Origin of the sequence: Bacillus sp. EB106-08-02-XG196 (genome assembly GCF_013396335.1) — a bacterium.
Lineage (GTDB): Bacteria > Bacillota > Bacilli > Bacillales > Cytobacillaceae > Neobacillus.
This window is the reverse complement of record NZ_JABWSY010000002.1, coordinates 416,465-441,826: the sequence shown is the minus strand read 5'-3', so window position 1 is coordinate 441,826 and position 25,362 is coordinate 416,465. Positions and strand designations below refer to the sequence as shown.

23 protein-coding genes and 1 other annotated feature are annotated in these 25,362 nt (G+C 38.2%); of the genes, 19 read left to right on the top strand and 4 right to left on the bottom strand.

Annotated features, from left to right (window positions below; translation table 11 throughout):
- Window positions 1-54 precede the first annotated feature (54 nt).
- Both spoVID and ysxE read left to right on the top strand, forming a co-directional pair.
- Window positions 55-1,149 carry a stage VI sporulation protein D gene (gene spoVID, locus MLOOGBEN_RS05805; protein WP_179157295.1) on the top strand — a complete coding sequence of 365 codons (1,095 nt, stop codon included), beginning with the start codon at window positions 55-57 and terminating at the stop codon, window positions 1,147-1,149.
- Window positions 1,150-1,233: 84 nt separating this feature from the next.
- On the top strand, window positions 1,234-2,271 hold the full coding sequence (gene ysxE, locus MLOOGBEN_RS05800) for a spore coat protein YsxE (RefSeq protein ID WP_179157294.1): 1,038 nt from the start codon (window positions 1,234-1,236) through the stop codon (window positions 2,269-2,271).
- 18 nt (window positions 2,272-2,289) lie between these two features.
- Here the strand turns inward: ysxE and MLOOGBEN_RS05795 are convergent, their stop codons facing one another.
- Complete coding sequence (locus tag MLOOGBEN_RS05795; protein WP_133367472.1) at window positions 2,290-2,487, bottom strand: hypothetical protein; 198 nt, start codon at window positions 2,485-2,487, stop codon at window positions 2,290-2,292.
- 170 nt (window positions 2,488-2,657) lie between these two features.
- Window positions 2,658-2,895, top strand: a binding site (T-box leader).
- Between the two features lie 70 nt (window positions 2,896-2,965).
- On the opposite strand from MLOOGBEN_RS05795, the gene MLOOGBEN_RS05790 reads away from it, so the two are divergent.
- The 3 genes from MLOOGBEN_RS05790 to MLOOGBEN_RS05780 all read left to right on the top strand — a co-directional run bounded on the left by MLOOGBEN_RS05790 (window position 2,966) and on the right by MLOOGBEN_RS05780 (window position 8,791).
- A complete protein-coding gene (locus MLOOGBEN_RS05790) occupies window positions 2,966-5,611 on the top strand; it encodes a valine--tRNA ligase (protein ID WP_179157293.1) in 2,646 nt (881 codons plus the stop codon).
- A gap of 73 nt (window positions 5,612-5,684) precedes the next feature.
- Window positions 5,685-7,004, top strand: coding sequence for a bifunctional folylpolyglutamate synthase/dihydrofolate synthase (locus tag MLOOGBEN_RS05785; RefSeq protein WP_179157292.1), 1,320 nt, complete (start codon window positions 5,685-5,687; stop codon window positions 7,002-7,004).
- 71 nt (window positions 7,005-7,075) lie between these two features.
- Entirely contained in the window at window positions 7,076-8,791 is a 1,716-nt protein-coding gene (locus tag MLOOGBEN_RS05780; protein ID WP_368737758.1) for a sensor domain-containing diguanylate cyclase, read from the top strand.
- 50 nt (window positions 8,792-8,841) lie between these two features.
- Here MLOOGBEN_RS05780 and MLOOGBEN_RS05775 read toward each other — a convergent pair whose 3' ends face one another.
- From MLOOGBEN_RS05775 to MLOOGBEN_RS05765, 3 genes are read right to left on the bottom strand one after another with little or no spacing between them, the layout of a single operon-like run.
- Window positions 8,842-10,191 carry a hypothetical protein gene (locus tag MLOOGBEN_RS05775; RefSeq protein WP_179157291.1) on the bottom strand — a complete coding sequence of 450 codons (1,350 nt, stop codon included), beginning with the start codon at window positions 10,189-10,191 and terminating at the stop codon, window positions 8,842-8,844.
- Window positions 10,181-10,675 carry a prepilin-type N-terminal cleavage/methylation domain-containing protein gene (locus tag MLOOGBEN_RS05770; protein ID WP_179157290.1) on the bottom strand — a complete coding sequence of 165 codons (495 nt, stop codon included), beginning with the start codon at window positions 10,673-10,675 and terminating at the stop codon, window positions 10,181-10,183. Before MLOOGBEN_RS05770 ends, MLOOGBEN_RS05775 begins: the two co-directional genes overlap by 11 nt.
- Complete coding sequence (locus MLOOGBEN_RS05765) at window positions 10,638-11,156, bottom strand: type IV pilus modification PilV family protein (RefSeq protein ID WP_256988897.1); 519 nt, start codon at window positions 11,154-11,156, stop codon at window positions 10,638-10,640. Before MLOOGBEN_RS05765 ends, MLOOGBEN_RS05770 begins: the two co-directional genes overlap by 38 nt.
- A 265-nt stretch (window positions 11,157-11,421) precedes the next feature.
- On the opposite strand from MLOOGBEN_RS05765, the gene MLOOGBEN_RS05760 reads away from it, so the two are divergent.
- The 14 genes from MLOOGBEN_RS05760 (at window position 11,422) to MLOOGBEN_RS05695 (ending at window position 25,319) form a co-directional block, all read left to right on the top strand.
- Window positions 11,422-12,204: a hypothetical protein gene (locus tag MLOOGBEN_RS05760; RefSeq protein WP_179157289.1), complete on the top strand. Its 783-nt coding sequence runs from the start codon at window positions 11,422-11,424 to the stop codon at window positions 12,202-12,204.
- A gap of 19 nt (window positions 12,205-12,223) precedes the next feature.
- Window positions 12,224-13,519 (top strand): VanW family protein, encoded by a 1,296-nt coding sequence (locus MLOOGBEN_RS05755; protein ID WP_179157288.1) that lies wholly within the window; start codon window positions 12,224-12,226, stop codon window positions 13,517-13,519.
- 18 nt (window positions 13,520-13,537) lie between these two features.
- Window positions 13,538-15,199, top strand: coding sequence for a GspE/PulE family protein (locus MLOOGBEN_RS05750; RefSeq protein WP_179157287.1), 1,662 nt, complete (start codon window positions 13,538-13,540; stop codon window positions 15,197-15,199).
- A 12-nt stretch (window positions 15,200-15,211) separates the two neighbouring features.
- Complete coding sequence (locus MLOOGBEN_RS05745; RefSeq protein ID WP_179157286.1) at window positions 15,212-16,261, top strand: type IV pilus twitching motility protein PilT; 1,050 nt, start codon at window positions 15,212-15,214, stop codon at window positions 16,259-16,261.
- Window positions 16,254-17,459, top strand: coding sequence for a type II secretion system F family protein (locus MLOOGBEN_RS05740; protein WP_179157285.1), 1,206 nt, complete (start codon window positions 16,254-16,256; stop codon window positions 17,457-17,459). The genes MLOOGBEN_RS05745 and MLOOGBEN_RS05740 overlap by 8 nt, the downstream gene beginning before the upstream one ends.
- A 140-nt stretch (window positions 17,460-17,599) precedes the next feature.
- Window positions 17,600-18,079 carry a prepilin-type N-terminal cleavage/methylation domain-containing protein gene (locus MLOOGBEN_RS29580; RefSeq protein ID WP_179157284.1) on the top strand — a complete coding sequence of 160 codons (480 nt, stop codon included), beginning with the start codon at window positions 17,600-17,602 and terminating at the stop codon, window positions 18,077-18,079.
- Window positions 18,079-18,831 carry a prepilin peptidase gene (locus tag MLOOGBEN_RS05730; RefSeq protein WP_179157283.1) on the top strand — a complete coding sequence of 251 codons (753 nt, stop codon included), beginning with the start codon at window positions 18,079-18,081 and terminating at the stop codon, window positions 18,829-18,831. Before MLOOGBEN_RS29580 ends, MLOOGBEN_RS05730 begins: the two co-directional genes overlap by 1 nt.
- Before the next feature lie 16 nt (window positions 18,832-18,847).
- The gene (pilM, locus tag MLOOGBEN_RS05725; RefSeq protein ID WP_179157282.1) at window positions 18,848-19,843 is read left to right on the top strand and encodes a type IV pilus biogenesis protein PilM; all 996 of its coding nucleotides are present in this window, start codon (window positions 18,848-18,850) and stop codon (window positions 19,841-19,843) included.
- Window positions 19,843-20,616 carry a PilN domain-containing protein gene (locus MLOOGBEN_RS05720; protein ID WP_179157281.1) on the top strand — a complete coding sequence of 258 codons (774 nt, stop codon included), beginning with the start codon at window positions 19,843-19,845 and terminating at the stop codon, window positions 20,614-20,616. The genes pilM and MLOOGBEN_RS05720 overlap by 1 nt, the downstream gene beginning before the upstream one ends.
- Window positions 20,613-21,395 (top strand): hypothetical protein, encoded by a 783-nt coding sequence (locus tag MLOOGBEN_RS05715; RefSeq protein WP_179157280.1) that lies wholly within the window; start codon window positions 20,613-20,615, stop codon window positions 21,393-21,395. The genes MLOOGBEN_RS05720 and MLOOGBEN_RS05715 overlap by 4 nt, the downstream gene beginning before the upstream one ends.
- A 130-nt stretch (window positions 21,396-21,525) precedes the next feature.
- A complete protein-coding gene (locus MLOOGBEN_RS05710; protein ID WP_179157279.1) occupies window positions 21,526-22,602 on the top strand; it encodes an SPOR domain-containing protein in 1,077 nt (358 codons plus the stop codon).
- 231 nt (window positions 22,603-22,833) lie between these two features.
- Complete coding sequence (locus tag MLOOGBEN_RS05705; RefSeq protein WP_179157278.1) at window positions 22,834-23,403, top strand: Maf family protein; 570 nt, start codon at window positions 22,834-22,836, stop codon at window positions 23,401-23,403.
- Window positions 23,404-23,447: 44 nt separating this feature from the next.
- Entirely contained in the window at window positions 23,448-24,137 is a 690-nt protein-coding gene (gene radC, locus MLOOGBEN_RS05700) for a RadC family protein (protein ID WP_045523430.1), read from the top strand.
- Window positions 24,138-24,296: 159 nt separating this feature from the next.
- Window positions 24,297-25,319: a rod shape-determining protein gene (locus tag MLOOGBEN_RS05695; RefSeq protein ID WP_179157277.1), complete on the top strand. Its 1,023-nt coding sequence runs from the start codon at window positions 24,297-24,299 to the stop codon at window positions 25,317-25,319.
- The last annotated feature ends 43 nt before the right edge of the window (window positions 25,320-25,362 follow it).

The following is a 25,362-nucleotide window of genomic DNA, read 5'->3' as shown; positions in this document are numbered from 1 at the left end:
TTGTGTAAGTGACATAGTGATTTTGCGTGAAAGGAAACGAAAGGAGGAGTCGCTTTGTCTCAAGAGAATCAATCGTGCCTGCGATTTTCCTTGGAGGAATCTTTGTGGTTTAGAAAGGGACAGGAAGTAGCTGAACTTGTGTCGATTTCTCTAGACCCGGATATTACCATCCAGGAAAATGATCAATACGTAACCATACGTGGTTCGCTGGAATTAACAGGCGAATATAGAAATGACGAAGAAAGTGCCGTTGAAGAGGAAGAAAATGCCCCTAACCAAAAGTATGTTGAAAGAGTAGATCCACAGGAGGAAGGCTTTTGTGAATTTTCACATCGTTTTCCGGTAGATATTACCATTCCAAACAATCGAATTCAGAGCATTTATGATATCGATGTCATTGTGGAGTCCTTTGACTATTCCATTCCGGAACGCAGCTGCCTAAAACTGTCTGCAGAACTGACCATCAGCGGCTTGTATGATTCCACTCAGCAAGAAGAAGTGGTCGAGCAAGAGGAAGAGTATGAAGTACTTCATCGGTATCAGGTAGAAGTGCCAAGAGTACAAGAACTAGAAGAAACACATCAAGAAGAGAATCAATTCGTGGATACTTTCCTGTTTGAGGCTGAAGCAAGAAAGCAGCCAGAAGAAGAAAAGGTTGAAGCTTTCCCGAAATTCCCAACCTTTTCGTATCAAGAGCCTGAAGAAGAGCTTGAAGAAGAGCCACAGCGGCCTTTAGTTTTTGAGCATGCCAGAAGTGAAATAAGTGAGCCAGTCGATGAGATGGAGGAAATCGTCGAAGAAGCTCCAGCGGAACCAATTCAACAAGAAATAGAAGTCCCAGCAGAACCAAAAGAGCCAGTTATGGAAGAGAGTTCATCCTCTCCAGAAGCACCGCCAAAACAAGCTAAAAAGAAAAATACCAAGAAGAAAACAATGACATTAACGGAGTTCTTTGCCCGCAAGGAAGAAGCTTCAGATCAAGCTAGATTAAAAGTTTGTATAGTTCAAAAGGGCGATACGCTCGACAGTCTTTCCGACCGTTATGACGTTTCCGTACCAAACCTGCTGCGGTACAATAATCTTGAACTCAATCAAGATGTATATGAGGGTCAAGTATTATATGTACCTGTTTCCTTTGCAAAAAAATAATTACCAAAAGAAGTGTGAGCGGGTTTCAAAACCTGCTCACATCCTTTTAAGGACTTTCCATGAGCGAAAGGCAGTTGAATGCTGATGAGTGATTCGAACCAGCTGGAGCCACTTATACCCATTTTAAAAAACTATCAAGTAAAGCCCTATTTCGTTGAGGAACACGGCAATATTAAAAAAATCTATTCCGATAAAGGGACATTTGCATTGAAGAAAATCGTTCCGACTACGGGGACAGATTTTGTTCGCCATGTCCATCTTCTTTACCAAAAGGGCTTCAATCGGATTGTGCCCATTTTTCCTACTATGGACGGAAGATATGGTGTCCTCCATGATAAAAACCTATATTACCTAATGCCTTGGATGTCCAATGAAATAAAGGAAGACCGGACTCATAAACACCTGCAGCTATTTCGTGAATTAGCAAGGCTTCACACATTATCTGCAAAAGAAATCAATGTGAACAAAGACGAACGAGAAGAACATTATGATAAAACCATTGCGCTGCTCGATAAAAATCAGGAGCTTCTCGACGGGTTTATCGATGAATGTGAAAAAAAGACCTATATGTCTCCTTTTGAACTTTTGTTTTGCTTGTACTATAACGAAATAAGCCAGGCGCTTCGTTTTTCAAAAACAAAATTTGAAGAATGGTATGAAAAGACAAAGGAAGATGAAAAAGCACGAATGGTGATTACCCATGGGAAATTATCATCCGAGCATTTCCTTTACGACGATAAGGGTTACGGATATTTTATTAACTTTGAAAATGCCCGTTACGGCTCACCGATTCATGATCTATTACCATACCTGTCACGTTCCTTTAATACTCAGCCAACACGTAATGATGAGGCAATCGAGTGGGTGTACCATTACTTTAAATACTTTCCTTTTAAAACTGACGAAAAACTTCTTTTCTTCAGCTATTTAGCTTATCCCATTCCGATTATCCAGGTGGTCGAACGGTATTATAAAAAAGAACAGCCAAAAAATGAGTTGAAATTTGTGCGAATGCTGCAGCGCAAATACTGGCATTTAAAGAATTCCGAGTATGTTGTGATGAGAATGACAGAACTCGATGAACAAGAGAGGCAGGCAAAAGAAGGAGCCCAGCAGCAGTAAAGATTGCTTTTTGGGCTCTTAAACAATTTCAAAATATATAGATACGGCAATCGCAATAAAAATACTTAGTAATAAAACATCAAAGACTGTAGGAATAAATAACGTCCGGATTAATTGAAAAATCGTAAACGGCAAAATCAGCTGTTCACATACTCTCCTGCAGGTTCGATACCAGGGAGTATAGGAGTATTTGGTGATGAACTTCCTCCGCTTCATAACTTCCTTCCTCTCCAAAAAGGCATTTCTTTTATGTATATTCTTACTACATAGGTAATTCTCCTAATTCCTTAACGTTTTTTGCAAAATGGTATATAATATAAAAAAATTGGCTATCATTATTGACGTCTAGAACCTTTTTTGGGTAGTATAACAATATAATAAAAAACACATAAGCATAGACAGGGAAGAGTACGATGTTCACCTGCTTAAAGAGAGGGAAGCCATTAGCTGGAAGGTTTCCTAAGCAGACACTCGGAAGGTCGCCCTCGAGCTTCTTCAGCGAACGGATTTTCTAATCCTATTAGTTGAGGACGGATCAAATCCGTTATCCATTTAAGAGCCAGCCAGTTTCATTATGGTTGGAAAAAAGGTGGTACCGCGAAGCAAACTCCATTCGTCCTTTTATGACGAATGGGGTTTTTTGTTTGTCTAGTTTTTCTTAATGGGCAGAAAGAGAAATAAAGGAGATGGTCAAATGGAAACAAAGGAAATAACCATGCCGACGAAGTATGATCCACAGTCAATCGAGCAAGGACGCTATGAGTGGTGGTTAAAAGGCAAGTTTTTTGAAGCACAGAACGATGAGGGTAAAAAGCCTTATACCATCGTGATCCCGCCGCCAAACGTTACTGGGAAGCTCCATTTAGGGCATGCTTGGGATACAACATTACAGGATATACTTACCCGCATGAAGCGGATGCAAGGCTACGATGTTCTTTGGCTCCCAGGGATGGACCACGCCGGTATCGCAACACAAGCGAAGGTAGAAGAAAAACTCCGCGGTGAAGGAAAAAGCCGTTATGATTTAGGACGTGAAAAGTTCGTTGAGGAAACATGGAAGTGGAAGGAAGAATACGCTTCCCATATCCGCCAGCAATGGTCAAAGTTAGGTTTAGGATTAGATTACAGCCGTGAGCGCTTCACATTAGATGAAGGTTTGTCAGATGCTGTAAAAGAGGTATTTGTTACCCTTTATAAAAAAGGCTTAATTTACAGAGGCGAATACATCATCAACTGGGATCCATCTACAAAGACAGCATTATCTGACATCGAAGTTATTTACAAGGATGTTCAAGGTGCATTTTATCATATGAAATATCCATTAGCAGACGGGTCAGGACATATTGAAGTTGCGACCACTCGTCCAGAAACCATGTTGGGCGATACAGCTGTTGCCGTTCATCCAGAGGATGAGCGCTATAAGCATCTAATCGGTAAAACCGTTATCCTACCAATCGTTGGCCGGGAAATCAAAATTGTTGGTGACGACTATGTAGATATGGAATTCGGATCAGGAGCGGTAAAAATTACACCTGCACATGACCCGAACGATTTTGAAATCGGCAATCGTCATAATCTCGAGCGAGTTCTTGTAATGAACGAAGACGGCACAATGAATGATAGAGCTGGAAAATACAAAGGTATGGATCGATTTGAATGCCGTAAGCAAATTGTTAAAGACCTTCAAGAACAAGGCGTTCTTTTCAAAATTGAAGAGCATTTGCACTCAGTTGGACATTCCGAACGAAGCGGAGCAGTAGTTGAGCCTTATTTATCGACACAATGGTTTGTTAAAATGCAGCCACTTGCTGATGAAGCGATTGCGCTTCAAAACAAAGAGAATAAAGTAAACTTTGTGCCAAATCGCTTTGAAAATACCTATCTGCGATGGATGGAAAATATCCGTGACTGGTGTATCTCAAGACAGCTATGGTGGGGTCACAGAATTCCAGCTTGGTATCATAAGCAAACAGGCGAGGTATTTGTTGGTCACGAAGCTCCTGCCGATATCGAAAATTGGGAGCAGGATAAAGACGTATTGGATACCTGGTTCAGTTCTGCATTATGGCCGTTTTCCACAATGGGCTGGCCAAATGTTGAAGCAGAGGACTTCAAGCGTTTCTTCCCAACAGATGTACTCGTAACCGGTTATGATATCATCTTCTTCTGGGTTTCAAGAATGATTTTCCAAAGCCTTGAATTCACGGGTGAACGACCGTTTAAAGATGTTTTAATCCACGGATTAGTTCGAGATGAACAAGGACGCAAAATGAGTAAGTCTCTTGGTAACGGTGTAGACCCAATGGATGTCATCGATAAATACGGTGCCGATGCCTTACGTTACTTCCTTTCAACAGGAAGCTCTCCAGGTCAGGATTTACGCTTTAGCTTTGAAAAAGTTGAATCCACTTGGAACTTTGCTAATAAAATCTGGAATGCCTCTCGTTTTGCACTAATGAATATGGATGGCATGACACATGCTGAAATTGATTTTAGCGGAGAAAAGTCTGTTGCAGATAAATGGATTCTAACGCAATTAAACGAAACCATCGAAACTGTTACGAAGCTTTCAGAGCGTTATGAATTCGGAGAAGCTGGCCGTGCCCTTTATAACTTCATCTGGGATGATTTCTGTGACTGGTATATTGAGATGGCTAAGCTTCCATTATATGGTGACGATGAAGCAGCTAAGAAAACTACTCGTTCGATTCTCGCACATGTGTTAGATCAGACGATGCGTTTGTTACATCCATTCATGCCATTCATTACCGAGGAAATCTGGCAGAACCTTCCACATGCTGGTGAATCGATTACAACCGCTAAGTGGCCTGAGGTTAATCCAGTCTATTCGGATGAAACAGCAGCACAAGAAATGAAGATGTTAATGGAAATGATTCGTTCCGTTCGAAACATCCGTGCCGAAGTAAACACGCCAATGAGCAAGAAGATTAAAATGCTTGTGAAGGCGAAGGACGATTCAGTTTTAAAAGCAATCGAAAAGAATCAAGCCTATATTGAAAAATTCTGTAACCCAGAAGAATTACAAATAGGAATCAATCTTGAAACGCCAGAAAAGGCTATGACAGCCGTGATCACTGGATTAGAAATCATTCTTCCACTGGAAGGATTGATTAACATTGATGAAGAAATTGCCCGTCTTCAAAAAGAAGTGGAGAAATATACAAAAGAAGTTGAAAGAGTTGAAAAGAAACTCAACAACGAAGGCTTTATGAAAAAGGCGCCTGAAAGTGTTGTTGCTGAAGAGCGTGCCAAAGAAAAAGATTATCGCGAAAAGAGAGCGTTAGTGGAAGCACGTTTAAATGAGCTAAAAGGTATATAATAAGTTAAGTAAGTAAGACGAGTCCTGCTTTAGGATTCGTCTTCTTTTAGAATACTTAATAGAGGTGTCATGGATGTTTACAACTTATAGCGAAGCCCTTGACTGGATTCATGCAAGATTAAGGCTCGGCATTAAACCAGGCCTTGCCCGTATGGAATGGATGATGGAGAAACTTGGACATCCAGAATTAAAAATGAAAACAGTCCATATTGGCGGTACAAATGGCAAAGGTTCAACTGTAACCTATCTCCGTTCGATTCTTGAAACAGGTGGTTATTCCGTTGGTACCTTTACCTCACCATATATTGAACAATTCAATGAACGAATTTCGGTAAATGGAAAGCCCATCAATGACGAAGAAGTGTTGGAATTGACAAATGTAATTGCGCCGCTTGCTGACGAATTAGAGGAAACCGAACTTGGCGGACCTACAGAGTTTGAAGTGATCACTGCGATGTCTTTCTATTATTTTGCGAATGTAAATCAGGTGGACATTGTTTTATACGAAGTTGGCTTGGGGGGAAGATTTGATTCAACGAATATTATTCAACCAATTGCTTCTGTCATAACAAATATAGGACTAGATCATACGAATATATTAGGGCATACCTATGAGGAAATTGCTTTTGAAAAAGCAGGGATTATAAAAGCGGGGATTCCTACTTTCACTGCAGTTAAAAATACAAATGCCTTAAAGGTGATAAAAAGGCAAGCTAAAAAAATAAATGCTCCTTTGAGTATTCTTAATCAGGATTTCTCCATTACCTCCCACAGTCCTCAACCTGCGGGTGAGGTATTTACTTTAAAAGGTGAGCAATTGTTAAATGGACTAGAAATCAGTATGATTGGGCAGCACCAAACAGAAAATGCAGCATTAGCAGTAATGGCGGCTCAGTCTATCAATCATCACGAAGAATTCTCCATCTCTGAGAACGCAATTAGGACAGGCTTAAAGAAAGCATATTGGCCAGGCAGGTTTGAAATATTATCAAATCATCCACTCGTTATTATAGACGGTGCCCATAATGACGAAGGTATTTCAGCTCTTGTTCATGAACTATCAAATCGCTATTCTAACTATACTATTCATATTGTATTTGCAGCATTAAAAGATAAAAAGCTAGACCAAATGATTTCTCAATTGGATCAAGTAGCAGATGAAATCTCCTTTGTTTCGTTTGACTTTCCTCGGGCAGCAGAAGCGATTGATTTGTTCGCTTTAAGTCATTCGAAGAATAAAAGTATCGGGGAAAATTGGGATTCTCATCTTGCCAAATGTATCCAAAATTCACAGCCGGATTCCGTGCTAGTTGTTACAGGGTCTTTGTATTTCATCTCTGAGGCTAAACCTTACTTGTGTGAATTTTTGAAAAACAATACAATTTCATTATGACAAGCTAAAGTATTTTTGGTAAAATAAATACATCTCGATTTCAAAATAATGTAAGTGGGGAGGGGAGTTATGTGGCAGTTCAAGCTAAAATGAAAAGAGCGATCTTTCTTGTATGGCTTTTGATAGTACCTCCAGGTATGTGGTTTACCTACAAAACTTACCCTCCTGACTTCTCTGGCCGCTGGTTAGAACTGCTGGCATTTTTGTTATTAACGTCAGTTGTAGCCTCAATGCCAATCATTATCAATGAGATGTCTATCTTTTTGATTCAATGGGTATCCCTTGCCGTCTTTTTAAGTTTAGGCATATTTGCAGAAATGGTTCTTGCGCAGATTGCAGTAATCGTTCTGCTTCTAAAAATAAGGATTCAGAAGGGAGAATCTTTCCGACTTCCTCTAAATCTGAATATGTTCTTTCTTGTTTCTTTCCTGAGTGGTATTTTTTATTATTCACTCGGAGGGCAGACAGGACCTAATCTTATGAATGATCCACGATCGTTATGGCTTGCTGCTTTATATGGTGTTGTAAGTTACTTCTTAAACCAGGTTATTATTTCTATTCATATTCGTTATATATATAAGAGGAATGAATCCTACTTCGGAAAAGAGTTTATTGTCGAGACAAGTACCACTCTAGTCACTCTACCACTTGGATTAATGTTATATATGTTTTACAACCAGGTAGGATTCTTGGCACTATTAATCGTAGGTATTCCTTTTATTAGTCTATCAATCATATTCAATCTGTATTATTCTAGTCAAAAAGTAAATGAGTATTTACAGAAAGCTGCTGAAATTGGCCACCAAATGGCAGAACGACTCGAGGTTAATGGGGTAATTGACCTTTTCATCCAAAAGCTTAGTGAAATGCTTCCGGTTGACTACGCCTATATTCTAGAAGTAGTAAATGAAGACGAACTCCACTTAACCCGCCAAATTGAAGGCGGTACTGGGTTAACCAGCGATATAGTAATGATTAGAAAAAATGAGGGAATAAGCGGTTTTGTTTGGGAAAAGCAAAAAGGCTGCTTATATAATGCAAAAAAAGATTGGCAGACTTTTTCGAAGGGCTTTCTCCCAACGGATGCTGAAAGTATATTAGCGGTACCAATTGTCAGAAATAAAAAGGCAATTGGGGTACTGATGCTAGCTTCAAAGCGAAAAAGGGCATATGAAAAATCTCAGCTTATGATTGTCGATATTCTTTGTTCCTATTTTGCAGTGGCAATGGAAAATGCAAAGCATTATGAGCTTACAAAGAGGCAAAGCGAACACTGTGCACTAACGAAATTATATAATTATCGGTACTTTGAAAAATTATTATCTGAGGAATTTGCTAAATTAATGCAATTTGAACGCAAGGTTTTATCCTTAATCATTCTTGATATCGACCATTTTAAGGCCGTCAATGACACATATGGGCACCAAAGTGGAAATGAAATTCTCTGTGAATTGGCAGCAAGATTAACTAACCTTATAGGTTCACGCGGAACCATCGCCCGATACGGCGGCGAGGAATTTGTAGTTCTCTTACCTGAAGCTCAAAAAGAGGAAGCCTACCAAATGGCTGAAATGATCAGACAAGCCATTGCCAATTGGCCATTTACATTAAAGCAATCATTAGATCTAGCCCAACACCAGGTGAAAATAACAGCTTCAATTGGAGTCGCAACGGCACCTGAGGATGCAGAAGATTCACTGGCTTTGATTCGGCATGCTGATCGTGCGTTGTATGTAGGGGCGAAGCGGGCTGGGAGGAACCGGGTTGCGGAATATTCGACATGTTAAAAGAGGTGGGAGAGTAGTTTATTGACACTACTTTCACACCTCTTTTTTATTTAATATTCAACATCACTTATTACGGGACTAATTCTGTCCCCCCAGTTAATCTCGAATTCTGGTGGAACATAGGTACCACACTGTTTAGCGAATTCAAGTGAACTAACTTTGTAGAGAGTATTCATTGCAGTGTCAATTACATATTTTGGATTATTATTAGCATCCAATCCAGCGTATTTGTTTACATCCCCTGATACATACAGCTTACTTGGTAAATCATCATTATTTTTGGTTGTTACAGTAATGCCATTGTTTTGATTGTAATTTAGGTTACCTTTCACACACATTTTAGATGATGTTTGAATGGTTAAGGAATTAACAGTTGCATTTTCACCAATATATGCAAAAGAATGATCCTCGATGCTTAATCCTTCTATTACTTTAAGATTCCGATTTACTAATAAGTTTGAGTAAGAATTAATTTTTAAGTTTTGACCAAAAGTTGCATTCCCATTTGTTTCTAAGGTTAGTTTTATTTGTCTATTCATATTCTGTCCAATATAAATATCACCTTCAGCATGAATATTAATATTGGTAATATTGTTTTCATTACCTTGTCCAGTTATCGATATGTTACCTGGCTGGGTGGGTGTACTAGTAACATATATGGTTTGAAAACTTTTAAGTTCATTGTTCCCTTGAAAATCTGCATTTCCTTCAATAACAACATTATTACATGCTAACGTTATACATGTATTTGTAGTTGGCTTTTTGATGTTATTGAAAGATGGCATTTGGTAGTTATCAGGGTTTTCGGTTGTAGGAAGATTAACAATTGTATTTAAATCTATAAACATTTTGGTAGAGAGTATAGTATCCTTTCCATCCTCTGTACCAACAACATTAAAGCTGATATTAATTATATAGGGTCTATTTGATTCAGCATTAACAGCTTCTGCTTTAAAATCTTTTATATAGTATGAAGCGTTAGGATGGTCGTCAATCCGAATTGGTTCTGTTGGTGTTCCTATCATGTATTTGATTGATTCTATGGGTAAACCAGACTCAACCGGTATCATGATTTGAAGTTGTTCAGCCATTTTTTCTGTTGCAAGTCGTTTAAAATCTACTGTTTCACTGTCTATTGTTTCATCATCCATAATGGATCTGACATATTCAGTAACTGTAGTTTGATTTAATTTAAACATGTTCTGGATTGTTACTTGATAATAGGATATTCCCATTTCAGCCGCCGCTACAGAGCGTGTAGTCTTCTCAACCACTTGATTTTGCTTTACACTTGAGAATGCCTGACCCATAAATGAAAGGAAAATAACTGTGAAAACTGTTACAATAAGCAATACAGTAACGAGTGCATATCCTTGTTCATTCTTATTATTAACCTCCATAATCCGCACCCTTGCCTTTCATGCGATAGAGGAACGTATCTAACGCAATTTTATTTTCAGGAATATTTTTATCGTTAGTGATTAACTCTAAGCGTAGGTTTCCTTCATTTGGTTTTACTGGGTTAGTCACCGCATTTTCAAACTTAAAGCACATGTTTGAATGGCTGAATACCTTTGTTTTTTCTGTATTTGTTATATCGTTTTTGCTTATATATTTTACAGTAATCGTACAATTAGAATCAGTATTTGTAATTTCATATTGTTCAGTAGTACGGTGAAGATTGGTCAGCTCTGCAACTAAAATGTTGGTTTCTTGATGCATAAAGTTTTTTGAAATTGCTTTTTGTGAAAATGTATAGCCTTGAAAGAAAATGCTCCAAATAATAATACCGATGATTGAAAGTAAGGTAAGAGTAACTAAAGCTTCAACTAATGTTAGACCGCGTTCATTCGGTTGTGGTTGTAGTAGTAACTTCTGTCGCAACAGCCTCATCCCCTCCCATTCTTTTTATATAACCATAGGTTTCACCTACAACATTTCCTTTTTCATTTAATAGTTGTACAGTAATTTGATTTACTTGTCCTGAACTTGAGTCTATTTTTGGAGCCTTCTTTATTTTAATATGGACCTCATAGTGATCTTTAGTTGTTACAAAATAGTAATAGCCATCATCTTCCGTATCATAAGAAAAATTGGTATAAGCAACTTTGGTATTTCCAGCTATTGGTGTGAACCCAGAAGTACGATTTTCCTTAATAAACTCCTTTAATTCGTCTGCATCCTGCCAATCGATAAGAATTTCTTTCGCTGTATTAATTGCCTGAGCTTTATCCTCGTTATATTTATTCATCATTCCCATTTGTGGAAAAATGTTCATTAGTGTAATTAGAACAATTGACAAAAGAGTAATTGATACAAGAACCTCTACTAAGGTAACACCTTCTTCACTCTTTATCATATTCATGAAATTCATTCCCTTCTGGGCAGAAAATATTATATTTCTATTTTCATAGATACATTTTAACAAATTATTTAGACAAAAAATAACAAATTTCAGTAACATATACCTATAAATGTTTTCCAGCTTCTTTTAAACTATCCAAAAGTATTATACAATATCTAGTAGACGAAATTTGTCTAAATTTAGTTTTTGATGATAAAAAAGATAATTTTTTGTAATAATATGTAATTTTATAGTATATATGAACTAGTTAAAGGGATGTGAATGAATGCTAACAGTTATTTGGGTATTAGGTTCAATGCTATTGATGTTCTTGATTCATTTTTTATTACCACTTGGGTATACGACAAAAGGAAAGTTTGTCGTTGTTGTATCTAGTGGCTTGTTAGCATTGGGTGGACTTGGAGCAGTTGTAATTATTCCTCTCTGGCAAACGTTATTGATTTTACTCGCACTCTCCTTTTTTGCAGCCTATTTAATGGATAGTCGATTAGGAAAAGTTATCTATATGACGAAAGAGCAGTTTATAGAACAGAATGAAATTCCGGATAGTGACGCTTCATTTATTTTAACAAAGCAACCAGAGAAAACTTCTGACCTAGAATTAATGGATTTGTCTGAACTAGAAATCACTGCTTCTTCATCTGTAATTAAACAAGAGGAAGATGCTTTTTCTACTGAATCATTTGAAGAAGACATTTCCTTTTTACAAGACCGAGAGATAGAACGTGATCCGGAGGAAGACTTAGAGGATGGCGAAATTGAAGTTGGTTACTTATCGGATATTGAAAGTTTACTAGAGGAAAGTAATCAAGAGACAGTAGAAATCAACGAGGAAGAAGTAGATTCACTTGATGAGGAAGGCTGGCTGGATGAGCTTGCAGAATTAACCTTGGTAGACGATGAAGAAAAAAGCATCAATGAGGAATCTCACTTAGAAGATTTTGAATTAGAGGAATTACTTGCTGATAAAGAGGCTACGGCAGCAAGAGCAACTGACAATGATGAAAGTAAACCAATGAAAGTACTCGAATTACAAAAAATAACTTAAAAGAAGTGGGGCATAAATTTTGAACAAGCATCAACCATTCATTAAATTATTTGTTGTACTTTTTTTAAGCGCAGGTGTTATTTTTAGTTCTTCCCATTTTGGAGCCAAAGCATTCGAAAATATAACGAATTCTTCTGCCGGTATGTACTCAGAAGGGACAATGGTTGGTTCGATAGATATTTCTGGTAAAACAGAAAGTGAAACGATTGCTTTGTTAGAGGAGAAGTATGTGGAATGGGTGAAAAATACAAAGTTTGAACTGCAATATAGTGAAAAAGTTGTACCATTCGATAGTAACCTTTTTAGGTTTGATGCAACTCAATCAGTCTATTCAATTAAGGACGGACAATCGAATATAGTTTCGATGACAATTGAATTAATGCCCGTTGAGGATCAAATCCAATTACAATTTCCACAGATTGACTTAAAAGGAATCGAAATATCTAAGTTAATTACAGACCTGCAAAATACAGCTGCAAAGCTTGAAACAGGCTCTTATAAATTTAATTTGAATAAGGATTATCTTATTGCTGAAGCTAGTAAAAAAGATAATGTCATAAGTACAGCTATTGTGAAGTTAACAGAAGTTCCGAATGATTTGGTTTCATTGGTTACTGCAAATCCTGAAATACAAATTTCTGATGGTGCTGATTTCTCCTTACTTGAATTTGCAAAGCTACAGAAGCTTGAAAGTTCTTCTTCATTAAATGTGATTGCAACTGGTATCTATCAGACGATTTTACCAACGAATTTTAAGATTGTTGAAAGAAATATTAGTAGTGCGCTTCCCAATTATTCAGCTGTTGGATTTGAAGCGAAGGTAAATGCAGCTACTGGTGCAGATTTCATTATCGTTAATCCAAATACAACACCTTATACCGTAGAACTTAAATTAGATAATAAAGATCTAATCGTTACGCTTAAGGGAGAAAAGTTCCTTTACGATTATAAAATTAGCAAAAAAGAGGCTCAGCAACTAAAGCCCAAAACTATTGTTCAATATAGTCCATTACTTCTACCAGGAAAAATAAAGGTCCTAGCTATTGGTGGAGATGGGCAAATCGTAAAAATTTATCGAGAAACTTATCAAGGGGTACAATTGATAAACAGTGAATTTTTATTTGAGGACTACTACCCACCTGTTTACCGTGTTGAAGTACATGGTTTAATAGGGACACAAGGGGCAGCTACTACCGAAACACCTGCTACAGCAAATGAAGGTGATTCTACGGGAAATCCACCAACACCACCTGCGAAAATTGATCAAGATTCGGATGATGACCTTTGGGGGAAACCAAATGAGCAACCAAAATAATCTAAGTAGTGATAATAAATGAAACAAACACGCAGACGACTAGGAGATTTATTAATTGAAGAAGGGTTAATTACCCCTGAGCAGCTTCAATCAACATTAGATGAAAAGGCACCAAATCAAAAAATAGGGGATGCACTTCTGCAAAGGGGTTATATTACAGATCAGCAGCTTGCTGAGGTATTAGAGGTTCAATTAGGAATTCCAAATATCAACCTAATGCATTATCCATTTGATACGAATCTTTTTTCACTAGTATCAAAAGAAACCGCAAGGCGTAATTTGATTATTCCTTTAAAAAAAGAAGGCAATAGACTATATGTTGCCATGGTTGATCCAATGGATTTCATCGTCATCGATGACCTCCGTCTTTCAACAGGATTCCAAATCGAAACCGCCATTGCAACAAAAGAGGGTATCTTAAGGGCAATTAATAAATATTACAATGTCGACGAAGGTCTTGAAGAACTGTTTGATGAGCTTTCACCAAGTGATCGAGGCCGTGACGATGATATTAATGACCTCGATTCACCGATTGTGCGTCTAGTAAACCAGATTCTTACGAATGCCGTTATCCAAAAGGCTAGTGATATTCATATTGACCCACAGGAAACAAAAGTAGTAGTTCGGTATCGTGTAGATGGGGTACTTCGAGTGGAACGTGTATTGCCAAGGCATATGAGAAGTGTGTTAACCGCAAGGGTTAAGATTATGTCCAATCTTGATATAACGGAACACCGTATTCCCCAGGATGGCCGCATTAAAATAAATTTGGAGTTCCATCCCATTGATCTTCGTGTTTCAACCCTGCCGACGGTTTACGGCGAGAAAATAGTTATGCGGATATTAGATATGGGAGCGGCCCTAAATGACTTAAATAAGATTGGTTTCAATGCTTTAAATCTTAAAAGATTCTCAGAAATGATCGAACAGCCTACGGGGATTGTCTTGATTACAGGTCCAACGGGTTCTGGTAAATCGTCCACCCTTTACGCCGCTTTGAATCGTTTAAACAGTGAACAAGTAAACATCATTACGATTGAGGACCCAGTTGAATATCAGTTAGAAGGAATTAATCAAATTCAGGTAAACACGAATGTTGGGATGACCTTTGCTGCTGGTTTACGTTCGATTCTTCGGCAAGATCCCAATATTATTATGGTCGGAGAGATTCGTGATAAAGAGACTGCAGAAATAGCCGTACGTGCTTCTTTGACTGGTCACTTAGTGTTAAGTACACTTCATACCAATGACTCATTAGGTACAATCACGAGGTTAATTGATATGGGGGTTGAACCGTTTTTAATTGCTTCCTCCTTAACGGGTATCGTTGCACAACGGTTAGTTCGTAAGGTATGCCGTGATTGTGCAGAGGTTCAAGAAGCTACCAAGCGTGAAATCGATATATTTGCCCGCCGGGGAATGAAGATTGAAAAAATCACGCGTGGTAAAGGCTGTCAATCTTGTAATATGACAGGTTATAAGGGAAGAGTTGCCCTTCATGAAGTACTCGTCCTGAATGATGATATGCGCAGGGTTATTATGAATGAAGATACAACTCATAAATTAAAGGAACATGCAGTAAAAAATAAAACCATCTTCTTGATTGACGATGGATTATTAAAGGTTAAACAAGGTCTAACTACAACGGAAGAAGTATTGCGTGTAGCCATCTTGGAGTAGGAGACAAAAATTATGAGAGAAAAAATAGAAAATATCTTAAGGGCGGCGTTAGAATTTAAGGCATCCGACATCCATCTTACCGTTGGCGTTCCGCCCATCTTTCGTATAAATGGGGATATTAAACGCTATGGGAAGGATATATTACTTCCTGCAGACACAGAAGAAATCGCGAAAATAACCATACCGGAAAATATGTATGATTTATTTAAGGAAAAAGGGGAACTTGATTACTCATATGGTATTCCAGGTGTGTCGCGTTTCCGTGTTAACGCCTATCACCAACGGAAAAGCGTGTCATTAGCACTAAGGGTAGTTGCTTCTAAAACTCCCACCATCGAAGAACTAGATTTGCCAAAAATTATCCCAGAACTTTGCGAGAAACCACAAGGGTTAATTCTGGTCACTGGTCCGACAGGTAGTGGTAAATCAACCACACTTGCTTCGATGATAGACTATGTAAACCGGACGATGCGAAAGCATATTGTTACATTAGAAGACCCTATCGAATACCTGCACAAGCATGGAAATTCGATTATTGACCAGCGAGAAGTTGGCTTTGACACGAAATCCTATGCAAATGGTTTAAAAGGTGCACTTCGTCAAGACCCAGACATTATTCTAGTTGGGGAAATGCGTGATTTAGAAACGATTGGAATTGCGATTACGGCTGCTGAGACAGGTCACCTTGTATTAGGGACACTTCATACATCCAGTGCTCCATCAACCATTAACCGGATTATAGACGTATTTCCACCAGCACAACAGCCGCAAATTCGGGTACAGTTAGCATCTGTTTTAGTAGGGGTTATCTCACAGCGTTTATTCCCTACTCTTGATAAAAAAGGGAGAAAAGCCGCTACGGAAGTTTTGGTAAATAACCCGGCAATTGCAAACTTAATACGAAATGAAAAAATCCATCAGATTCAAAGTACAATGCAAACGTCGCGTGCGCAAGGAATGCATACACTTGAAATGAGTATAAGAGATTTGATCGAACGAAATCTTATTCAAAAAGAAGCTGCAACCAAATATCTACAAGAAAAGATGATGCTGGATGGCTAGATTTAAATACTCAGGACGCGACAAACGAGGGAAAAAAGAGGGAACTGTAACGGCTTCTTCTAGAAGAGAGGCAATGGCTAAACTAAAAGAAGATGGAATCCGAGTCATTGAAATGACCGAAGTACCTGAAACCCTTATGACCATGGAATTAACCATTGGAAATCCCGTTAAGCTACAGCATTTTGTCATCTATTTGAGGCAATTTGCGACTTTAATAAAAGCAGGAGTAACCGTTGTTGAGGCCACAGGGATTCTCGCAGTTCAAACAGAAAGTAAAGCCCTGAAAAAGGCATTACAAGCTGTTGAACAGGATCTACGAGAAGGAAATCCTTATTCAGAGTCAGTTGCAAAACATAAAAAGATTTTCAACTCGATGTTTATTAACATGGTAAAAGCTGGCGAAGTCGCGGGAAACATGGATGAAACACTAGAAAAACTAGCGGATGATTTTGAAAAACAGCATGATACAGTGTCAAAGGTGAAGTCTGCCTTGACGTACCCTGCAGTTATCGGGATTCTAGCGATTGGTGCTGTTATCTTCTTACTAGTTGGGGTTGTACCTACATTTGTAACAATGTTTGAGGATATGGGGGCTGAGCTTCCCGGGATTACGAAATTTGTCCTAAATGCTAGTGGGTTTATGCAATCATTCTGGTGGATGATACTGCTTATCGTATTTGGGTTTGTGTTCGCGATTATGTATATGAAGAAAAATAAAAAAACAAAATATTATTTAGATTATTTTCTCTTAAGAATGCCGATTTTTGGGAATATGCTTCAAAAAGCTGCACTGGCTCGAATGATGAGGACGCTTAGTTCTCTATTCTCAAGTTCTGTACCTATACTGCAAGCAATGTCGATTGTTGAAAAAGTTGTAGAAAATGAAGTGATTGCCAGAGTAATCCGAGAATCCAGAAATTCTCTTGAGAAAGGTCGCTCAATGACAGAACCAATGATGAACCATTGGGCATTCCCACCACTTGTAACGCAAATGATTTCGATTGGTGAAGGAACTGGTGCTTTGGATGCGATGCTATCGAAGATTGCTGAGTTCTATGAGAAAGAAGTTGATCAAGGCACTGACCGACTTAAGTCCTTGATAGAACCCATTATGATTGTATTTCTAGCTGGTGTAGTCGGAGTCATTGTCCTATCAATTATGATGCCAATGTTCTCAATGTTTGACCAAATGAGTTAATGTAACAAAATACTAGTAAATATTACAAATATGTCAAAATCAAGACAAAATGCGATAAAATTCTCTTTCCATCAGCTTACATTTATTGTATACTCATAGAGAAATATTACTAGGTTCATAGAACCAGAAGGAGATGTAAAATGTTAAAAAAATTAGGTTCAAAACTTAAAGAACAAAAAGGTTTTACATTAATCGAATTACTAGCAGTTATCGTTATTTTAGGGATTATTGCTGCAATTGCAATTCCTGCCATTGGGAATGTAATCAAAAAATCAGAACAGAAAGCTCAAGTGCAAGAAGGTCTGCAAATTATTAATGCTGCTAAGCTTTATGTTGCGGAACATCCTAATGCTACTACTTTAACATTGAATATGAATGGAACTGGTGCATTGGATGCTACTACTGGAACTGGCACTAACGTACCATTAAATGATTACCTAGATCGTGTTGAAGATGAAACCTTTGTTGTTAATGTTACGCATACTGCTTCATCAGGTAAGTACACATATACATTATCAACTCATAAGTCGGTTGCTTTAGTAGACAAACCAGGTGCAGGTGTGGGTGCTGTAGCAGACGGCAAAGCAACAGAAAAAGAATTGATAGAATACACTAACTAATGATTTTAGTTTTTTTTATCTATGGTATAGTTCTAGGCTCCTTCTTCAACGTGATCGGCCTTAGAGTTCCATTAAAGAAATCGATTGTAACACCAAGATCTGCATGTTCCACTTGTGGACATCAATTGTCAGCTTTAGAACTTATTCCAGTAATTTCATATTTGTTTCAAAAAGGGAAATGCCGCGGCTGTCAGTCGCGGATTTCTCCTATCTATCCGTTTTTTGAATCACTGACTGGCGTTTTGTTTGCAACTGCACCACTTGTAATTGGATGGTCCGGAGAATTAGTAATAGCATTAACACTAATTTCAATGTTTATCATAATTGTTGTTTCTGATATTCACTATATGATCATCCCTGATAAGATCTTAATCTGGTTTGCAGGGATTTTTTTATTTGAACGAATTTTTTGGCCGCTCTCACCCTGGTGGGACAGCCTTCTAGGCACTGCTACTGGCTTTACCCTCTTGCTCGTCATTGCGCTTGTAAGTAACGGCGGGATGGGCTTCGGAGATGTGAAACTTTATGCATTACTTGGTTTTGTGTTAGGCTTTAAACTAGTACTTTTATCCTTCTTTTTTTCTACATTATTTGGAGCCGTCATAGGCGGTTTGGCACTTCTTTTTAAAATTATTAAAAGAAAACAGCCGATTCCGTTCGGACCATTTATTGCAGCCGGAACATTGACGGCTTATTATTGGGGTTCGGAACTCATCGATTTATATATACAGTTTCTTAATTCAGCTTTTTAAGTAAGGGGTACTAAATATGGCATTTTCCCTCTTTTCATCAAAAAATCGAATCGTTAACCTGGTAGTAAATGACCATTCGGTTCGTTTTGTTGAATTAAAACAAAACAACCCCCCTGCTGCACAAAAATGGTGCGAACGCTTCCTTCCCCCGGGTGTTATAACCGATGGGAAGATTATTGATATTGATTCATTAGCGAATATACTCGAAGAGTGTATTGATGGATGGAAAATAAAAGGTCGTCAGGTTCGTTTCATTGTCCCAGATCCACTTGTAATCATTCGTAAAGTCTCTATTCCTGCTGATATTCAAGATGATGAAATCAAAGGATATCTGTATTTGGAGCTTGGGTCAAGTATTCATTTACCTTTTGAAGAACCTGTCTTTGATTATTTTCCTCTCGCGAATAACGGAAAAACAAAGGATCTCCTTTTGTTTGCTGCCCCGGAACAATATGTAATGGAATATGCAGAGTTATTCTCTAGTCTGAAGCTAAATCCAATTGCAGCAGATATATCACCACTTGCACTTTATCGTTTATTTCATCAACTCGGTCAAGCTGGAGAAAACGAAGTTTTATTTACAGTCCAGTTTGACTTAACAAGTGTTAACTTGTGTATTTTTGAAGATACCGTTCCTTTAGTTATGCGACAATTTCCACTACCCTTTGATATCGAGAAATGGGAAATCAAACAGGACACCGCTGGGTTAATGGTGTTTAAATACACTGGTGACACCGAAGAATTAGCAATGCAGATTGAAGATATTCTGAATGAAATTAACAAGCTAGTGGATTTTTATCGCTATACCCTATCAAACGAAAAAAAGGATGTTTCTAAGTTTCTTTTAAATGGTGACCATCCAATGCTTGAAGCGATTTTTGATGAAATGAACGAAAGATTTGATATTCCTGTTGAGAGAATACAGCAGGAAGTAGATGTTAATGGTAAAACAGGAAGCGTACCGGCTAATCTATTATTATCTTTAGGTCTCGCTTTAAAAGAGGTGAAATGATGCTAGTAGAAATTAACCTGCTTCCCCAAAAAGAACGTGGGAAAAAGAGTCTCGTGATCATGTTAGTAAGTTTTGCCGCAGTGTTAGTAGTAATTGGAGGCATATATTTTTGGCAAATCCAATTAGTAAAATCTGATATTGCTGCTGTCGAAAATCGTATATCTACGACTAAAAAACTTGCTGAAATCGAACAGAGAAATATTGGAAACAATGAAGCACAGCTGTCTGTAACTGTACTAAAGAGTGCGGTGGATTGGGCCAATAATTATCCAATCCAAACAGTTCCAGTTATGCAGCACTTAACAGGTTTACTGCCTGAACGAGGATTTATTCAAACCTTTAGTTATACGGAGGCAGGGACGGTTTCACTTTCAGTTCAATTTGATAGTGCTAGAGAGGCTGCTTACTTCCTTGATAATTTAAATGAATCTGATTGGATTAATGAAGCTAGTCTCAGCTCATTAAATGCTCAAGAGGTAGAAGAAGCGAAAGAAACTCCTACTGATTTCACAGGTACTCAAACTGAGAATAACCAGCCAAATATTAACGATAGCTTTATCGTTACTTTAGACCCGAATGATCCAACCAGGTTTATCTTTACACCGGTAAATCCGACAGTCACAAACGATAAAGAAACAACTAAGGTTGCCGTTCCGACTAATAAATATGTTCCAAGATATATTGGTCAGTTCGAGGTTAAATTTACAAAAGAAACAATTAAACAGCTCTTAAACAAAGGTGAAGGTGATGAGGAAGGAGGGACAGCATCATGAAGCTTAAACTTTCAAAAAAGGAAAAGCTGTTACTGTTAGCTGGCATTCTTTTCGTTATATTACTTATTGCCATTGCTCAATTCATGATGCTCTCTCCTTTGAAGTCTGACCTTGTAACGAAAGAGCAGTCACTACAAACAGAACAAAAGCTTTTAGATGCTATTACTCAGAAAAAGGCAGATGAAACACTTAAGGTTGTAGAAGATACAAGAGAACTACAGAAGAAGGTGCCTGTCACACCACTTCAAGAGCAGTTTATCTTGGATCTAGAAAGAGCAGAAAACGTTTCAAATAGTTTAGTTAAATCTATGAGCTTTTCTAAGGATGCTGATGTTACGATTACACCGCCAGTGCAAGAAAATACAAGCGCGAATGGTGAAACGAACACTGATGAATCACTAGAGGTCAAGACTGTACAAGAAGTAGAGGCAGAAAAAGAAGCACAAACAGCTAACACGGTCACTGGTTTAAAGAAGCTAACCATTAGCTTGAGTGTCGAATCACCAACCTATGAAGACTTGGAAAAGTTTATTGGTACTCTTGAATCATTGAACAGGATAGTTGTAGTGGAATCTATTAACTATACTGGCGGCCAGGAAATTACCAGTTTAGAAACAGAGCCAGTAGAAAAGAAATTAAGTTACAGTTTATCGGTTTCTGCTTATTATCTGCCTACAGTGAATGATTTACTTGCTGATTTGCCGAAAATTGATGCACCAGGCCCAGCTAACAAGAAAAATCCTTTAACTACTTTTACTGATACGACTAAAACAAATTAACACCATTGCGAAGTTGCAAATAATTTGACGAAAGCATTGTATAACAAGACGACAAAAGTCTTGTTATTTTTTTTTGTCTTTATGTTAGGATGGTAGAAATTGCTATTGGTAGGGGAAGGAGTACAAGTTAGTGGACAAGCCGAATCGTGGCAATACCATCAAAATAAAGTTAAATGGAGAAACCCAAACCTTTTCAGATGAACCCATTAAGAAGAATCAAGAATCTAGTAAAGATTCTTTTACGAAAGTGATAACAATCGACGAGGATAATAGCGGACAGGATGGATTTCTTGAGACTGCTGCCGCCAAGGATCCGGTTGACGAAAGCTTTGATTGGATTATTCCTGAATCCTCAGATAATGACATCAAGGAGTATAAAGTTGTTAACAGCCAGAAGTCGAATAAAGGTGGGAAAAAGAAACCTGTTTCGTTTTCAACCTTTTCAACAAAGCGGAATGGTGGAGTGTTCAAGTCCATCTTAGTAACTGCAGTTTTTGCGATCTTGATTGGGACGAGCTTTGGGGTCCTGATGCTTAACCTAGTTATTTCTGATAACAGCAAACCAGCTGTAACTGAACCTGCAGTTGAAGATACGGGGCCGGATAAAGATTCGAAAGCAACCGGAGGGAAGAGTAGTTCTATTGTCATAGGTGCTCAAACTGCGTTTATTGTTCAAGGTGGTGCCTTCTCATCTAAAGATGCAGCATCAGGAGCAGCAAACGAGGCAAAAGGTAAAGGTGCACCAGCTCAAACACTAACGATGAATGAGAGAGAATTTATGTTTTTAGGTGTGGCAGACTCAATTGAAACAGCAAAACAAATGGAAAGTCATTATGAAGCAAATGGCTTTGATGATGTTCTGCCAAAACAAATCCCTATTGCTGAAAAGACAGTATCGGATATAAATGAAAGTGAAAAATTTTTTTTAGAGGCTGCTCCAGCTATCTATCAACAGCTCTCAAAGGTCACTTCCAATGCCATTGTTTCTGGAAGTATATCATCTGAAGCTAGTAAAGAAGTCATGAGTATAGGTGATCAATTGAGTCAATCCGCAGACCTGAAAAATGAAAAGGTAAAGAATCTAAATGATGAAATATCAAGTGCACTTGGAAAAGTTGAAGCTTTTCAAGAAAAAAAGAAAGAAGATAGTTTAATTGAAGCACAACAGCATTTATTAAACTTTTTAAGTATTTATTATTCACTCTAGTCGACAAAAGCTGATATTTTCCGGGAAATTATTTTAATAAAGTAAGCCTGTCTAATTTGGACAGGCTTTTCCTGTTTAAATCATAATATTCTGAACTCGGATTTAAAGATATTATTTGCATAATCTGACAAAAATCTTCGAACTTTAATGATATAAAAATTGTTTGCTTCAACAAATTCTGATAGGATTAACATGTATCTCCCTAATTGATGCAAAAGGTAAGGTGATTGTATGCAGAACCTCATTTTAGCCTCTTCTTCTCCACGGCGAAAAGAACTTCTAGAAAACCTCCGATTAACATTCACAATCTCAAGCAGTGAAGTAGATGAAAGCTTTGATCCAACGCTTTCTCCAGAGGATGTAGTTATGGATCTTGCCGAGCGAAAAGCGCAGGTTATTTTTAAAGAAAATCCAAATGCTTTTGTTATTGGTTCCGACACGATTGTCGTTGCGGATGGTCAGGTTTTAGGAAAGCCGACTGACGAAGCAGACGCTAGAGAAATGTTGAAAATTCTTTCTGGAAAAAAGCATGATGTTTACACAGGTGTATCCATTTTGTCTCCAAATGGAACTGCACGATTTTATGAAAGAACAGAAGTTTGGTTTTGGGAGTTAACGGACGAGGAAATCAATTTCTATGTACAAAGTGGTGAGCCGCTTGATAAAGCAGGTGCATATGGTATTCAGCAGCTTGGAAGCATGCTTGTCAAAAAAATTAATGGAGACTATTTTGCGGTTGTCGGCCTGCCTGTCTCAAGGACCTATCGTGAGTTGAAAAGGCTAGGCTACCAGTTGTCGTAACAACTAGATAGTTCATTAACTCCCTAAAATAGGGAGGAAATAGAATGTCGACTAATTCATTAATGATCCGTGATTTTCCTCAAGACGAAAGACCTAGAGAACGATTTATACAAAATGGTCCAGAGAGTTTATCAAACCATGAACTCATTGCAATTTTGCTTAGAACTGGTACTAAGGATGAAAGTGTCTTACAATTATCCAACCGGCTGCTTACAAATTTTGAAGGCTTACGGCTTTTAAAAGCGGCCACATTAGAAGAAATGACTGAAATAAAGGGAATCGGCCAGGCAAAGGCGATTCAAATTCTGGCTGCAGTTGAAATTGGCAGAAGGATTGCCAACTTAAATTATACAGACCGCTATGTGATCCGCTCACCTGAAGATGGTGCCAATTATGTGATGAACGACATGCGCTTTCTATCACAGGAGCATTTTGTTTGTTTGTATTTAAATACGAAAAACCAAGTGCTCCATAAACAAACCATCTTTATTGGAAGCTTAAATGCCTCGATCGTACACCCTAGAGAGGTGTTTCGCGAGGCCCTAAAACGATCAGCTGCCTCCATTATATGCCTCCATAACCACCCTAGCGGTGATCCGGCCCCGAGCCGAGAGGATATCGAGGTGACCAAAAGGCTTGTTGAATGCGGTAAGATGATAGGCATCGACGTCCTCGACCACCTCATCATTGGCGAAAATAAATTTGTCTCTCTCAAGGAAAAAGGATATTTATAATACTATGATTTTTTGGGACGTTGGGATATAATAATGTTTATGATTTTTTAGGACATCTTTCGTGATTACTATATAAATTTTACTAGAAAAATACATGATTAGAAGGTAGGTATATTCACTTACCTAAGCTATTTTCGTATCAGAAAGGGAGATACAACTATGTTTGGAATTGGGACAAGAGACCTTGGTATTGACTTGGGGACCGCAAATACCCTTGTTTATGTTAAAGGTAAAGGAATTGTATTAAGAGAGCCATCTGTTGTGGCTATGCAGACTGACACGAAGTCAATTGTGGCGGTTGGTAATGATGCGAAGAACATGATTGGCCGTACACCAGGAAATGTGGTCGCAATGAGACCAATGAAGGATGGAGTCATCGCGGACTTTGAGATTACAGCAGCTATGATGAAACATCATATCCGTCAAGCAATTAAGAGTAAAAGCATTTTCTCAGGTAAGCCTTATGTAATGGTTTGTGTACCATCAGGAATAACGGCTGTTGAGGAAAGAGCTGTAATAGATGCAACACGTCAAGCTGGTGCTAAGGATGCCTATACGATTGAAGAGCCATTTGCGGCTGCTATCGGTGCAAACCTTCCTGTATGGGAGCCAACGGGCAGTATGGTAGTTGATATTGGCGGTGGTACTACAGAAGTAGCAATTATTTCTTTAGGTGGTATCGTTACGAGCATATCTATTCGTGTGGCTGGCGATGAAATGGACGAAGCAATTGTTACTTTTATCCGGAAAAATTATAACCTGATGATTGGTGAGCGTACTGCTGAAGCCATTAAAATGGAAGTTGGATCTGCTGGTGACCCGGATGGAATCGAAAATATGGAAATCCGCGGCCGGGACTTATTAACCGGTTTGCCGAAAACAATTGAAATCACAGCGAAGGAAATTGGTGTTGCTTTAAAAGATACTGTCTATGCAATTGTAGAGGCTGTGAAAAACACATTAGAAAAAACACCTCCAGAGCTTGCTGCAGATATTATGGACCGTGGAATTGTTTTAACAGGCGGAGGAGCGCTGCTTCGAAATCTGGACAAGGTGATTAGTGAAGAAACTAACATGCCTGTACTTATTGCAGAAAATCCACTTGATTGTGTGGCTATCGGTACTGGAAAAGCGCTAGACCATATCCAACTATTCAAAAACAAAGCAAAAGAATCAAGATAACAAATAAAAAAGGTAGTGTTAAATCAACTCACACATTTAACAC

What these genes read in the sequence shown, in the direction of transcription:
- MLOOGBEN_RS05745 (WP_179157286.1), top strand. Translation starts at nt 15,212, where the DNA reads ATGAGAGAAAAAATAGAAAATATCTTAAGGGCGGCGTTAGAATTTAAG.
- MLOOGBEN_RS05750 (WP_179157287.1), top strand. Translation starts at nt 13,538, where the DNA reads ATGAAACAAACACGCAGACGACTAGGAGATTTATTAATTGAAGAAGGG.
- MLOOGBEN_RS05715 (WP_179157280.1), top strand. Translation starts at nt 20,613, where the DNA reads ATGAAGCTTAAACTTTCAAAAAAGGAAAAGCTGTTACTGTTAGCTGGC.
- MLOOGBEN_RS05705 (WP_179157278.1), top strand. Translation starts at nt 22,834, where the DNA reads ATGCAGAACCTCATTTTAGCCTCTTCTTCTCCACGGCGAAAAGAACTT.
- MLOOGBEN_RS29580 (WP_179157284.1), top strand. Translation starts at nt 17,600, where the DNA reads ATGTTAAAAAAATTAGGTTCAAAACTTAAAGAACAAAAAGGTTTTACA.
- MLOOGBEN_RS05740 (WP_179157285.1), top strand. Translation starts at nt 16,254, where the DNA reads ATGGCTAGATTTAAATACTCAGGACGCGACAAACGAGGGAAAAAAGAG.
- MLOOGBEN_RS05795 (WP_133367472.1), bottom strand. Translation starts at nt 2,487, where the DNA reads ATGAAGCGGAGGAAGTTCATCACCAAATACTCCTATACTCCCTGGTAT.
- MLOOGBEN_RS05730 (WP_179157283.1), top strand. Translation starts at nt 18,079, where the DNA reads ATGATTTTAGTTTTTTTTATCTATGGTATAGTTCTAGGCTCCTTCTTC.
- MLOOGBEN_RS05720 (WP_179157281.1), top strand. Translation starts at nt 19,843, where the DNA reads ATGCTAGTAGAAATTAACCTGCTTCCCCAAAAAGAACGTGGGAAAAAG.
- pilM (WP_179157282.1), top strand. Translation starts at nt 18,848, where the DNA reads ATGGCATTTTCCCTCTTTTCATCAAAAAATCGAATCGTTAACCTGGTA.
- MLOOGBEN_RS05775 (WP_179157291.1), bottom strand. Translation starts at nt 10,191, where the DNA reads ATGGAGGTTAATAATAAGAATGAACAAGGATATGCACTCGTTACTGTA.
- MLOOGBEN_RS05790 (WP_179157293.1), top strand. Translation starts at nt 2,966, where the DNA reads ATGGAAACAAAGGAAATAACCATGCCGACGAAGTATGATCCACAGTCA.
- MLOOGBEN_RS05785 (WP_179157292.1), top strand. Translation starts at nt 5,685, where the DNA reads ATGTTTACAACTTATAGCGAAGCCCTTGACTGGATTCATGCAAGATTA.
- MLOOGBEN_RS05760 (WP_179157289.1), top strand. Translation starts at nt 11,422, where the DNA reads ATGCTAACAGTTATTTGGGTATTAGGTTCAATGCTATTGATGTTCTTG.
- MLOOGBEN_RS05765 (WP_256988897.1), bottom strand. Translation starts at nt 11,156, where the DNA reads ATGAATATGATAAAGAGTGAAGAAGGTGTTACCTTAGTAGAGGTTCTT.
- radC (WP_045523430.1), top strand. Translation starts at nt 23,448, where the DNA reads ATGTCGACTAATTCATTAATGATCCGTGATTTTCCTCAAGACGAAAGA.
- ysxE (WP_179157294.1), top strand. Translation starts at nt 1,234, where the DNA reads ATGAGTGATTCGAACCAGCTGGAGCCACTTATACCCATTTTAAAAAAC.
- MLOOGBEN_RS05695 (WP_179157277.1), top strand. Translation starts at nt 24,297, where the DNA reads ATGTTTGGAATTGGGACAAGAGACCTTGGTATTGACTTGGGGACCGCA.